Genomic DNA, 13,568 nt, shown 5'->3' with positions numbered 1-13,568 from the left:
TTGTTTGTAAACAAACTATTACGATTAAATAATAAAGTTTTAGCAGTGTTGTTGTGTGTAGTAATTAGATTGCTAAGATAATTCTTTTTTCAAAAACTGCGCGGTATAACTTTTTTTATTTTTTATAATTTCCTCCGGAGTGCCTTTAGCCACAACTTCTCCGCCACCTTTTCCACCTTCGTAACCAATATCGATAATGTAGTCCGATAATTTTACAACATCTAAATTGTGTTCGATAATTAATACCGTATTTCCTTTATCAACTAATTTATTGATTACATCCATTAAAACGCGAATGTCTTCAAAATGCAATCCCGTTGTCGGTTCGTCTAAAATATAAAACGTGTTTCCAGTATCTTTTTTAGAGAGTTCCGTTGCTAATTTAATACGTTGTGCTTCACCACCAGAGAGTGTTGTACTTTGTTGACCTAATGTTATGTAACCCAATCCAACATCTTGAATGGTTTTTACTTTTCGATAAATCTTAGGAATATTTTCAAAAAAATCGACCGCTTCATCAACCGTCATGTTCAACACATCCGAAATCGATTTTCCTTTGTAACGAATTTCCAATGTTTCTCTGTTGAATCGTTTTCCCATACAGGTTTCACATTCCACATAAACATCAGGTAAAAAGCTCATTTCAATCGTTCGAACACCCGAGCCTTCACAAGTTTCACAACGTCCGCCTTTAACATTAAAACTAAATCTTCCTGGCTTGTAGCCACGAATCATTGCTTCAGGTGTTTGCGTGTACAAACTTCTAATTTCTGAAAAAACATCCGTATACGTCGCTGGATTGGAACGTGGGGTTCTTCCAATCGGACTTTGGTCGATATCAATTACTTTGTCAATATGCTCTAAACCTTCAATTTTCTTGTAAGGTTGTGGTTTCTTCACCGCATTGAAAAAATGCGCGTTTAGTATCGGATACAACGTTTCGTTAATCAATGTCGATTTTCCACTTCCTGAAACTCCAGTAACACAAACCAGTTTTCCTAGCGGAATTTCAATGGAAACATTTTTTAAATTATTCCCAGTAGCACCTGTTAATTTGAGGGATTTCCCATTGCCTTCTCTGCGCGATTTTGGAACTTCAATTTGCATTTTACCATTCATGTACTGTGCCGTAATGGTAGTTTCTTTCAACAATTCTTTTGGCGTTCCTTTACTGATGATTTGTCCACCAAAACGACCTGCTTTCGGACCAATATCAATCACATAATCGGCACGCTCAATCATGTCTTTGTCGTGTTCAACTACGATTACTGAATTTCCGATATCGCGCAAACTTTCTAATGATTTAATCAAGCGTTCGTTGTCTCTTTGGTGTAAACCAATACTAGGTTCGTCTAAAATATATAAAACCCCAACCAATTGCGAACCAATTTGCGTGGCCAATCGAATGCGTTGGGCTTCACCACCCGAAAGCGATTTTGAACTTCGGTTTAGTGATAAATAATTCAAACCAACATCCAATAAAAACTGCAATCGAGCCGTGATTTCTTTTACAACTTCAACCGCTATAACTTTTTGTTTTTCAGACAAATGATTATCTAAATCTGCAAACCATTCGGATAATTCGGCTACATCCATTTGGACTAACTCCCCGATATTTTTTCCGTTTAGTTTGAAATATAAGGATTCTTTTCTCAAGCGTGTTCCTTCACATTCTGGACAATCATTTTCGTCCATAAATTCTTTTGCCCAACGTTTGATACTTGCTGAATCGGAATTATCGTATTGATTTTTGATGAAATTCGAAATGCCTTCAAAATCGATTTTATAATCTTTAGTAATGCCCATAACCTTTGAAACGACTGAGAATTTTTCGTTTCCACCATACAAAATCATATCCATTGCTTCTTGCGGAATGGTTTCGATGGCATCGGTTATTTTGAAATCATATTTTTGTGCGATAATTTCCAATTGCTTGAAAATCCAAGAACTCTTATATTCGCCCAAAGGTGCAAAACCACCGTTTTTGATTGATGATTTCGGATTTGGGATAATTTTTTGTAAGTTGATTTCATTCACCGTTCCTAATCCATTACAACACGGACAAGCGCCTTTTGGAGAGTTGAATGAAAAATTATTGGGTTCCGGATTTGGATACGAAATTCCAGAAGACGGACACATTAAATTACGGCTATAAAAACGTACTTCTTGACTTTCTTGCTCGATGACCATCATAACATCTTCACCATGATACATCGCGGTTTTGATGCTTTCTGATATACGTTTATCGGTATCTTCCTCTAAATCAATCGCCAATCTATCAATTACGATTTCGATATCATGCGTTTTGTAACGATCGACTTTCATACCGTATTCTAAATCACGGATTTCGCCATTTACACGTACCTTCAAAAAGCCTTGCTTGGCAATTTGTTCAAACAATTCGCGGTAATGCCCTTTACGGGAACGTACAACCGGTGCTAAAATAGTAATACGTTTTCCATTAAAATCCTCTAAAAGCAACTGTTTGATTTGCTCATCGGAATACGAAACCATTTTTTCACCCGTGTTGTAACTGTAAGCATCAGCGCCACGAGCATACAACAAACGTAAAAAATCATAAATTTCCGTAATTGTTCCAACTGTAGAACGAGGGGATTTGCTTGTAGTTTTTTGCTCAATAGCAATCACAGGCGAAAGTCCGTCAATTTTATCTACATCTGGACGCTCTAATCCACCTAAGAACTGACGCGCATAAGCTGAAAAGGTTTCGATATACCTTCGTTGTCCTTCTGCATAAATCGTATCAAAAGCCAATGACGATTTTCCAGAACCTGACAAACCTGTAATAACAACAAGCTTTTCACGCGGAATGGATACGTCAATATTTTTAAGATTATGAGCTCTTGCTCCAATAATTTCGATAGTTTCTTCTGTGTGTTGCATGTTTTTTGGCAAAACGCAAAGATACTATTTTGAATGTAGAATAACTAATGTGTTTCAATTTAAATTGCTTTACAAAGCGGGCTCATAATCCATAATTGCCTCTCGTAACCAATCAGGAATTTCAATAGATTTACCTAGTGTTGTATCTATTAAAACCTGAATGCTTTTGCCTTTTGCGTGAATAACTTCATTGTTTTCTTTATCCAAACTGGTAATTAAATATTCTATTTCAAAACTCTTCTCACCTAATGAAGATGTTCTTAATTTGATCGTTGGTTTAGCAGCTGTTAATTTTAATTCTTTAAAATAATCGCATTCAATATGTGCAATTACGAACATGTGTTTGGTCCAATCCCATTTAGGACATGCTGTTGGCATATAGTAACCGCGACCCATTTGAAAATACTCAAAATAATATACATTATTAACATGATTTAATGGATCTAAATCATTCCAGCGAATGCTTAAAGGTATTGAAAATTTGAAATCTTGAAGGTGTATTGTAGCCATATGTAAATAGTAAATTATTCGATAATCATTGATTTTAATCGCATTCTGTATTTTTCCAAAATAAGTTGTTTGTAAATGAATCCAAGGAAGATTCCATCTTTTAAAACTGGTAACACTTTACAACCAGAAGTATCAAACTTTTCCATGATGGTTTCTAAGGTTTCGTCATAGAAAATAATTTCTTTAGGGGGTTGCATGATTTCTTCGACAACTGTATATTTTACTTTGAATTGAGAGAAAACAATTGGTCGAATTTCATCCAAATGAATAAGTCCAAGTAGTTTATTTTTTTCGTCTAAAACTGGAAAAAAATGTTCATCAGATTCCTGAATTTTTTGAACCAATTCCTCTAAACTATTACTCAAAGAAATTGCTTTAAAATCGGTTTGAATCAATTTGGCTACATCAATAGAATTCAAAATATTAGCATCGCGATTATCGGTAAACACCTCTCCTTTATCTGCTAAATTTTTGATGTCAAAAGAATGAGGTTCAAAACGTTTCGAAATTGCAAAACTAACTGACGAAACAATCATTAATGGGACCATTAAATTGTATCCCCCCGTAATTTCAGCAATAAGGAAAATCGCTGTTAGAGGTGCATGAAATAATCCACTTAAAATTCCAGCCATTCCAACCAGCGTAAAGTTTCCAATTGGCAACTTAGCAAAACCAACAATATTAAAAAAATAAGCCACACAAAATCCTAAATACGAACCAACAAAAAGGGAAGGCGCAAAATTTCCACCATTTCCACCAGCACCTAATGTCAAACTTGTAGCATATACTTTAATTAACATTGTAGCACCAACAAATAATAACAAAATCCACTTTGAATCTTCGAACCGCTGAAAAACAGTATTCTGAACCAAACGTTCTGGATTACTATCAGCTAAAAGTTTTATGCTTTCATATCCTTCACCAAATAATGAGGGAAACAAAAAAATCAAAACACCCAAAATTCCTGCTCCAAAAAGCGCTTTATTGATAAAATTAGATCGCAACCCACTGAAATAATGTTCGATTTTTCTAAAAGTTCGCGCATAATTTATCGAAACCAATCCGCTTAAAACACCTAATAAAATATAATAAGGTAAATTATGATAATCAAAAAATTGTACTTTTTTAAACGAAAACAAGATATCTTCATTCAACATTACAGTAGAAACTAAGGCTCCAGTAGCCGCACTAATCATAATCGGTATAAACGCTGTGATACTGATTTCGGCTAAAACTACTTCGATAGCAAACAAAACTCCTGCAATCGGTGCATTAAAAGCAGCACCTATTCCGGCAGCAACACCACAGGCTAATAAAAGCGTTCTGTCTTTATAACTTAAACGGTAATTTTGCGCATAATTACTTCCAAAAGCAGCTCCTGTAATGGTAATGGGTGACTCTAAACCAGCACTACCGCCCATACCAACAGTAAAGGAACTTGTGATGATTTGGGCAAACATTTGCTTTCTTGGCATAATCCCGCGTTTTTTTGCAACCGCATACATGATTTGGGCCGTACCTTTTTCAATAGAACCATCCAATACTTTTTTGACTATGATTACCGTAATAACAATTCCAATAATGGGAAGTGTACTATTACTGAAGGGTAAATGTAAAAAATCATCAAGCTGTTGTGACATTTTAAAAACCCAATGGGCAAACGTTTTTAAAATAATCACCGCTAAAGCCGAAGAAATCCCAACCAAAACACAGGACAAATAAATAAACTGTCTTGGAGTCAAAAGTGATTTTAAAAGAAAAATAAATCGCTCCAAACGTCTGAAGTTTTTATAAAAAAACGTTTTTATTGAAAAAGATTTATTTCTAGGCATTACTACTAATTTAAATGCGAAAATAAGTTTTAAAATCAGAAGTTAAAAATTAAGCCTCATTTAATTCTATAATTTTTTGTTGGCACGAGCGAATTAATTCCTCGAAAAACTGAAAAAATTCTGATTCAAACTCGAAATAAAAATCTTGAATTTCTACGATTGCTTCTTGCATATGTACACGGTGTTTAGTTTTATAATCCATCTGAAAAAGAATCATTTCTAAACCAGAAAGGGTGGCATAGCTTACCAACCAATTTCTTCCTATCATATAAGGCAACATCCCTTTAGCGCTGTCGGTAAGAAGTTCGTAATTCTCTTGCATCAATTGATAAAAGTCAGCAGCATAATTGTCTAGTTTTTCACTCGAATATTTACTCCAATTTTTTGCTAAGAAATGATCGTAAGCGATATCCATAATCACACCTGAATAGTGTCCGTATTTTTCGTGCAAACGATGCTTGCTTTTACGGTATATGGGATGTGTATCTGTAAAACTGTCGATGTGTCGGTGTAACAAAATACCTTTTTGAATAGCACTTGGATAATCTAAATATTTTGAACCTCGAATACTATCTGCCATGAAATTGCCAATTTTGACAAAATCATCTTCACCGGACAAATAGATATGAGCTAAAAAATTCATTTTGTAAGTTATTTTCGTAAATATATAAAAAAATATTTTGCGACTTTTCCACTTTGCGAGCTACATCTTAATATATTTGTATTTCAAATTACATTTAATCATGACTCTTATAAAATCAATATCAGGAATTCGGGGAACCATTGGCGGAAAAGTGGGTGATAATTTAACCCCAGTAGATGCGGTAAAATTTGCTTCTGCATACGGAACCTTCCTAAAACAAAACCTTGCAAAAGAGAAACTAAAAGTAGTAATTGGTCGAGATGCTAGAATTTCGGGACCCATGATTCATAATTTAGTAGTCAATACATTAGTTGGGTTAGGAATTGACGTTATCGATTTAGGCCTATCCACTACTCCAACAGTAGAAATTGCGGTTCCAATGGAAAAAGCCGATGGGGGAATTATCTTGACGGCTTCGCATAATCCAAAACAATGGAATGCCTTAAAGTTATTGAACGCTAAAGGAGAATTTTTAAGTGGTGCAGACGGAGCCAAAATCCTGGAAATTGCAGAAGCCGAAGCATTTGATTTTGCCGATGTAGATAGATTAGGAGACGTTACAGAAAACCATGCTTATATGGACATTCACATTGATGAAGTATTAGAATTGCCTCTGGTTGATGCTGAATTGGTAAAAACTAAAAAGTTCAAAGTAGTAGTTGATGGTGTCAATTCATCAGGAGGAATCATTATTCCGAATTTACTAGAGCAAATGGGCGTTGAAGTCGTAAAATTATACTGCGAACCAAACGGCCATTTCCCTCACAATCCGGAACCTTTGAAGGAACACCTGGGTGATATTTGCAAATTAGTTGTAGAAGAAAAAGCGGATTTTGGAATTGTAGTTGACCCAGACGTAGATCGATTGGCTTTCATTTCTAACGATGGCGAAATGTTTGGAGAAGAATATACGTTGGTAGCTGTTGCGGATTATGTTTTATCTAAAACTCCAGGAAATACCGTTTCAAATATGTCATCTTCTCGTGCTTTACACGATATTACCGAAAAACACGGTGGAACGTATCAAGCAAGTGCTGTTGGTGAAGTAAATGTAGTAGAATTAATGAAGAAAACCAACGCTATTATCGGAGGTGAAGGAAACGGGGGTATCATCTATCCATCATCTCATTATGGAAGAGATAGTATTGTGGGTGCCGCTTTATTTTTAACCTATTTAGCCAATCAAGATAAGACAGTTGCTGAAATTAGAGCGAGTTTTCCTCAATATTACATGAGTAAAAACAAAATTGAATTAACGCCACAAATTGATGTAGATAAGGTATTAGCTACGTTAACCGAAAAATACAAATCGGAAAACATTGCAACTATAGACGGAGTAAAAATTGATTTCCCAACAGAATGGGTACACTTGAGAAAATCAAATACCGAACCTATTATTCGAATTTACACCGAAGCTCCAACGCAAACCGAAGCTGATGTTTTAGCCGAAAGATTTGTTAAAGAACTCAAAGAAATAACCGGAATTTAAATAGTAAGCCAGAGTTTTACTCTGGCTTTTTTTCAAATCCTTTTCGAGTCATATCACCCCAAGAATGACTTCCTTTTATTTTTTGCCAATTCCCTTTCAAAGCAGCATAAATTAAAAAAGGGTGAAAAATAAAGGGTTCTAAAAGAGCTGCCCAAACTAATTTAAAAATATCTTTTTTGGATTCATATTTTTTGAAAGTTGCCTCTTCTGTGAAAATAGCTAATACAGAAAAAAACAAAGCAAAAGTGTAAACAAATAACGAGAGTAACCCAAAAAAACTCCAACTAAGAATACCATAATAAACCATCAATAAAGAAATCAGTAACCCCGTTAATTCAATTATAGGCGCTAAATATTCATAAAACAGCCAATAAGGATAACTTATCATTCCCAAAATTTTATATCTAGGATTAAAAAACATTTTACGATGAATCCATAATGTCTCCATAGTACCCCGAGTCCACCTACTTCTTTGTTTTCCTAATATTTCATAGGACTCTGGAGCTTCTGTCCAACACAAAGGATCTGGGATAAATTTAAGCGTATAAGGAAATTTATTTTCAATCATGTAGCGTCGCATTCGCACCACTAACTCCATATCTTCCCCAACAGTATTCGTATTATAACCGCCAACTTTTAGAATAATCTCTTTATCAAACATACCAAAAGCCCCACTAATCAATAACAACCCATCTAATTTTGCCCAAGCCATTCTGCCTAACACAAAAGCTCTCAAATATTCTAAAACCTGAATTCTAGCGATTAAATTTTTTGGAACGTTAACTTTAATTAATTTTCCAGATTTAACAATACAAGAATTTGCGATTCTAACCACTCCTCCTGTTGCTATTATTCGCTTATTTGTTGCTTCGAGAAAAGGTTTAGAAAGTTTTAAAAGAACATCTTTCTCAATAATGCAATCAACATCAATACAAACCACATAAGGGTTTTTTGAAAAATTAATCCCAGCATTAAGTGCATCTGCTTTACCTCCATTTTCTTTGTCAATGACAATTAACTTTGAAAAAGTAGGATTTGTTGAAATATAAACATTTTTCACCTGCTTGGTTGGAATACTTGCTACATAAACTTCATCACTTGGAATTAGTTCAAAGGCATCAACAAGAATAGCAATAGAATCATCTTTACTTCCATCATTAATTACTATAACATCAAAATTATTATACTGAATTGACAATAAAGATAAAACGTTTTCTCTAATGGTAAATCCTTCATTATATGCAGGTGCCAGAATAGAAATTCTTGGAGCATCTTGGAATGCTAATAACGATTTGTAAGGAATTAATCGATTAACTCTAAGATAATGTTTCAATGAAAATGCAGATACAATTGCCAAAACGATATAAGATAGCATAACTGTAAATGCAAATGCTAAAATAAAGTAGTTGAAAACGGTTATGTCTATATTTATCCAACCAAAGTCATTCATAAATTCAATTTATAAAATTCAACTATACGAGATGATAGCAATTGTATTGATTTGTTCTTTGAAGTTTTTAGATCTTCAATTTTACTGTTATATGAGATTTTATCACTTTTAATTACAGACAAAATCAAAACTTGTGACCATTCATCAAGATTATATTTGAAATTTCTTAACAAAACAAGTTCTGAAATACCCCTCAATTTAATTAATGCTAGAATAGATTCTGTAGCAATTTTTTTATCGCGATGTTGCACTAACTTTTCAATTTGAGCAATAGACTCAAAATCTTTTAAGGTGGATAAATCTCTTATTGCTTCTATTTTATGTTCCCAAAAACTGGATTTTAACTTATTACGGGAATAATCAACTAATCCCGATTTTTTGTAAAATTCATCAACTTTATCTTGCATATGCCCCGTATAACTCTTATGCAAATTGATACAGTATTTAATCGCAATTTTTTTGAAATATTTTTTTTTATAATTTGGATTCTTAAGCAACATTTGAACAGCTTCTTCATCATCATCAAACACAAATGGAAAAATACTGTTTTCAATTAAAAGAGTATACTCCTCTTTTAAGACTATTTTATTCAGCTTTGATTGTCTTTTTATTAAGGTAAAAACCAACAAAAAAATAGATCCGAATCCAAAAAAACCAATAAAAACAAGGATAATTTGGAATTCTAATTCAAGTTCTAAAAAGGAATAATAAAAGGATTTAACCATTAAAATATATACGTTAAATTAGCTTGTAAATTCAATCTATTTCTAAAATTATTGGGAGCATATTCCTCTATTTGATATTGAAAATTGGGTTGTAAAATCAAAGAACTATTTAGCTTGAACCGCGCTAAAAGTCCAATACGATAATCTACAACAGTTGTGAAATTATCGGTTGTGAAATAAAAATATGGTGCACTTCCATAAATAAATTCTAATTGTATATAGGAATCTTTTTCATCTAACTTTCTTTGAAAACTCAACAAATGTGCAAAATAACTATCACTATTATCCTGTTTTATAAAGTAACCCCGATAAGCAATTTTGTAGGATTGTATTAAATACCCAAAATGAGCCGTAATCATATTGATATTTTGTTCATCAAAAAAAAGGCTTTTCCCTCCTACAGAAGCGGATATCCTATCTTTCTCATGAAACAACTCAGAAGCAATTTTATAATTTGGAAACAACTCGCTATTAGAAATCGCAATGTTGGTATACAAGTAATTATTTTTGGAAATCTTTGGATACCAATCCATCTCAAACTGAACGGCATCTATGCTACCTAAAAAGGAATAATTGACCCTTCCCACTAAAGTATGCTTTTCAAATTTATGTCCGTACTCCAAACTTGTTAAATACCAAATTGGAAATTCTTCATTTAGCGTATTGGTCTGTAAATACCCAAGCATAACAAAATTCTTTTTTTTATTAGCTATTTCATTTCTAAGGTATTTAACAACTTCTTCATTTGTATCTGTAATTTGAATTTTTGACAACACATTTGAAGCGTTTTCCAACTGATTATTGTTGATGTAAGCAAGAACTTGCTGCTGATAATAAAAATTTTTATCGCTTAATCTCTCAATTCCAATATTACACAATGCAACAACTTCATCAGATGCTTTTCTGTTTTGTTGAATCAAAATTTTGAGCTTTAACACCTCCTCATCTTCGTTGTTTTGATCAAGTAACTTTACGCTTTGAAATGCTGCTTCATATTTTGAGTTCCAAAAATAAACTTGTGCTAATTTAAATTTCACAAGAGTTGAATTTGGATAATTGTCCTCTAATTTAATTAATTGTGCAATGCTTTCGTCATATTTTTTGGATTCAATCAATTTATTTATTGAAGAAAGCTCTTTTTCTTGAGCAAAACAAAAACCCGAAATAAATAATAGGTAACTAACGATAATTTTATTCAGCATCAATATAAAATTTTAAACTTTTAATAATCGTTCCATTCGCATTTGTAAAATATTAGGGCTAAAGGGCTTCGTAATAAAATCATCAGCTCCTAATTCTAATATCTCCATTTCAGTAGCCTCTACATTAGAAGCCGTCAAAACAATAACAGGTATTTTGTATTTACTTTTCATTTCAAAAACAATTTGTTTTCCTCCTGTAAAAGGCAAATTCAAGTCGGTAATAACCAATGACAGATCACTATAGTTCTCATTTAGAAAATGAAGCCCCTGTAAGCCATTATCAAAATCAAATACTTCATATCCTTTTGATTTTAAGAAAAAAACCAATGATTTTCTCAAAATATCGTCGTCTTCTATAATTACAATTTTCATAGCGCTACATTTTTAAGTTTAACAAGAATATCTTCTATTTGGTCCAATAAAGGTTTAAAAATAGTGATTCCGTTTGAAACAAAATCTTCGTCATCAGTTGATTCAATTTTTACTAATTCTTCCGTTGAAATGGAAAACATTCCAAACGAGGTTTTCATTTTGTGAGCATATAATCTAATCTCTTGAAATTTTTTTTCTAAGAATAAACCCTCAATACTCGATAAGAATTTTTCTAATTGCTCTTGAAATGAATTTATAATTTCATTTAATTGTTCCTTATCTTCCCCTATAAACTCCTTCAAAGAGGTCAAAGAAATCGACTCTTCTTTAGGCTCTGGTAGTGTAGGAATTGTATTTCCTGTAAAAGTTCGGTTTAAAACTTCAAACAATTCTTTTTTTGTAAAAGGTTTGGTTAAAAAATCATTCATTCCCAGTTTCAGACAAATCTCTTTTTCATAAATCAAAGCATTAGCAGTTAACGCAATAATTGGCATTTGTAATTTTAAATTCTCTCTTATATTTTTGGTAGTTTCAAATCCATCCATTATCGGCATTTGGAGATCCATAAAGACCAAATCAAAAGTATTTTTAGCTAATAAATCTAATCCTTCCTGTCCGTTATTAGCTATTAAAATAGTATAAGGTGTTGACTTAAAAATAGAAAGGATTAATTTTTGATTCAATTCATTGTCTTCACATAACAAAATCTTTTTTGGGCTTAAATCCAACAGTTCTACTTCTCCTTTAACATAAACGATTTTTTCATTCGTTTGGTTTATTTTAAATGGGATAACAAAAACAAAAGTTGTACCCTCATTCTCTTTACTTTCTACTCTAATTTTACCATTTTGAATTTCAACCAGTTCTTTTGTAATACTAAGCCCTAATCCTGTGCCGCCAAACTTTCTGGTTGTAGAGACTTCCGCTTGAGAAAATCGATCAAACATTGATTGCAATTTTTCCTGACTAATTCCGATACCCGTATCCGAAATTCTAAATTCTACATGACAAACTTGGTCTACTACATCCAAAAGTGATACTTTTAATTCCACTTTACCGTTTGCCGTAAATTTTATTGAGTTCCCTAATAAATTAATTAAAATTTGATTCAATCGATGTTTATCACCGATAAGGTTTGTGTAAACATCTGAATCAATTGAATACAAAAATTTTATTCCTTTTTCTTTGGCTTTTAGCTTTAAAACAGTAAAAGCATTAGAAATACATTCCTCTAATTGAAACGGAGCTTCATCGATTTTAATCATTCCAGCTTCAATCTTAGAAATATCTAAAATATCGTTTATAATGTGTAAAAGGCCGATACCCGCAACTTTAATGGAGTTTAAATATTCCAATTTAAGACTGTCTTTTTCCAATTCAAATAAAACGTCAGTAAACCCTAAAATGGCATTAATTGGCGTTCTAATTTCATGGCTAACATTCGCTATAAACCGGTCTTTTTGTTGGTTTAAAAATTCGGAAATCCGCTTAGACTTTTCTAATTCTTGTTGCCATCGAACTCTAGACGTTACATCCTGACAAATTAAAATTATCTTTATAATCGTATCATTATAGTCGGTAATCTTAACAAAATTGGCTTGAATCCATTTCTTTTGAGCTATACTAGATTGGTATTCTAGTAAAAAGTTCTTTTTTTCTATCAATTCTTCGATTGAATTATGTGATCTGTCTAAAGCAAAAAGAGTGTAAAAATCTAATCCAATTAATTTGTTTGCAGGCGCTCTAAGCAATCTACCAATAACTTCATTCGTACTCGTTATTACACCGTTTATATCAATCTCGATAATTCCATTATTATTAGAGATCGATTCATAAAAGGTTTTAAATTCACCAGAGGTTTTTTCAATTATTTTCTTAGACTCAATTTCTTTATGATCAATTATTTCTCTTAGTTCCGTAATAAGTTGTAGATTTCTTTTTCGAGCCTCTAAAAGAATCATTATTTGTTCTGTAATAATTTGGAGTGCTATCTTCTCTTTTTCAGAAATTTGTTTGGGCTTAATATCTGCTACACAAAGTGTTCCTATATTATACCCGTCGACTGATTGCAATGGTAAACCCGCATAAAAACGAATCCCATCTTCTGCAGTAACATTAGGATTATCTTTTAATAAATCATTCTTAGTAACATCTTCAACTACCCATAAATGATCTTTTTGAATGGTAAATTGACAAAAAGTAAGCTCTTTAGGTATTTCATTTGCTTCTATCCCAACTTTAGCTTTATACCATTGTCTTTTATCATCAATTAGGGAAATAAGTGCTATGGGGGTTTCACAAATGATTGAAGCCAATTGTGCTAATTTATCAAACTCTTCCTCCTTTAAAGTATCAATGATATTATAAGAGAGAAGCGCTTTTAATCTTTCTATTTCATTTTGCTTTATATCCATAAAAAAATCCTTAACTGAATAAAGATA

At 32.6% G+C, this 13,568-nt stretch carries 10 protein-coding genes; 1 reads left to right on the top strand and 9 read right to left on the bottom strand.

Annotated features, from left to right (window positions below; translation table 11 throughout):
- Positions 1–72 precede the first annotated feature (72 nt).
- The 4 genes from uvrA to BUE95_RS10040 all read right to left on the bottom strand — a co-directional run bounded on the left by uvrA (position 73) and on the right by BUE95_RS10040 (position 5,889).
- Positions 73–2,904 carry an excinuclease ABC subunit UvrA gene (uvrA, locus tag BUE95_RS10055; protein WP_073584042.1) on the bottom strand — a complete coding sequence of 944 codons (2,832 nt, stop codon included), beginning with the start codon at positions 2,902–2,904 and terminating at the stop codon, positions 73–75.
- Between the two features lie 69 nt (positions 2,905–2,973).
- Positions 2,974–3,414 carry an acyl-CoA thioesterase gene (locus BUE95_RS10050; protein WP_084530269.1) on the bottom strand — a complete coding sequence of 147 codons (441 nt, stop codon included), beginning with the start codon at positions 3,412–3,414 and terminating at the stop codon, positions 2,974–2,976.
- Positions 3,415–3,428: 14 nt separating this feature from the next.
- The gene (locus tag BUE95_RS10045) at positions 3,429–5,246 is read right to left on the bottom strand and encodes a chloride channel protein (RefSeq protein WP_073584040.1); all 1,818 of its coding nucleotides are present in this window, start codon (positions 5,244–5,246) and stop codon (positions 3,429–3,431) included.
- Positions 5,247–5,295: 49 nt separating this feature from the next.
- Positions 5,296–5,889 carry an acyl carrier protein phosphodiesterase gene (locus tag BUE95_RS10040; RefSeq protein WP_073584038.1) on the bottom strand — a complete coding sequence of 198 codons (594 nt, stop codon included), beginning with the start codon at positions 5,887–5,889 and terminating at the stop codon, positions 5,296–5,298.
- Positions 5,890–5,989: 100 nt separating this feature from the next.
- Between BUE95_RS10040 and glmM the strand changes: the two genes are divergently transcribed.
- On the top strand, positions 5,990–7,378 hold the full coding sequence (gene glmM, locus BUE95_RS10035; RefSeq protein WP_073584036.1) for a phosphoglucosamine mutase: 1,389 nt from the start codon (positions 5,990–5,992) through the stop codon (positions 7,376–7,378).
- A gap of 16 nt (positions 7,379–7,394) precedes the next feature.
- On the opposite strand, the gene BUE95_RS10030 is transcribed toward glmM, so the two are convergent.
- The 5 genes from BUE95_RS10030 to BUE95_RS10010 are packed head-to-tail and all read right to left on the bottom strand — an operon-like array spanning position 7,395 to position 13,541.
- Positions 7,395–8,828 carry a glycosyltransferase family 2 protein gene (locus tag BUE95_RS10030; protein ID WP_073584035.1) on the bottom strand — a complete coding sequence of 478 codons (1,434 nt, stop codon included), beginning with the start codon at positions 8,826–8,828 and terminating at the stop codon, positions 7,395–7,397.
- On the bottom strand, positions 8,825–9,553 hold the full coding sequence (locus BUE95_RS10025) for a HEAT repeat domain-containing protein (RefSeq protein ID WP_073584034.1): 729 nt from the start codon (positions 9,551–9,553) through the stop codon (positions 8,825–8,827). Before BUE95_RS10025 ends, BUE95_RS10030 begins: the two co-directional genes overlap by 4 nt.
- Positions 9,553–10,755 (bottom strand): YaiO family outer membrane beta-barrel protein, encoded by a 1,203-nt coding sequence (locus BUE95_RS10020; RefSeq protein WP_073584033.1) that lies wholly within the window; start codon positions 10,753–10,755, stop codon positions 9,553–9,555. The genes BUE95_RS10025 and BUE95_RS10020 overlap by 1 nt, the downstream gene beginning before the upstream one ends.
- 12 nt (positions 10,756–10,767) lie before the next feature.
- Positions 10,768–11,127, bottom strand: a complete 360-nt coding sequence (locus BUE95_RS10015; protein WP_073584032.1) for a response regulator transcription factor — start codon at positions 11,125–11,127, stop codon at positions 10,768–10,770.
- The gene (locus BUE95_RS10010; RefSeq protein WP_073584031.1) at positions 11,124–13,541 is read right to left on the bottom strand and encodes an ATP-binding protein; all 2,418 of its coding nucleotides are present in this window, start codon (positions 13,539–13,541) and stop codon (positions 11,124–11,126) included. Before BUE95_RS10010 ends, BUE95_RS10015 begins: the two co-directional genes overlap by 4 nt.
- Positions 13,542–13,568 lie beyond the last annotated feature (27 nt).

This window comes from Flavobacterium cucumis, from assembly GCF_900148835.1.
Lineage (GTDB): Bacteria > Bacteroidota > Bacteroidia > Flavobacteriales > Flavobacteriaceae > Flavobacterium > Flavobacterium cucumis.
The sequence above is the reverse complement of the archived record's forward strand: the minus strand, read 5'-3'. Positions and strand labels throughout refer to the sequence as shown.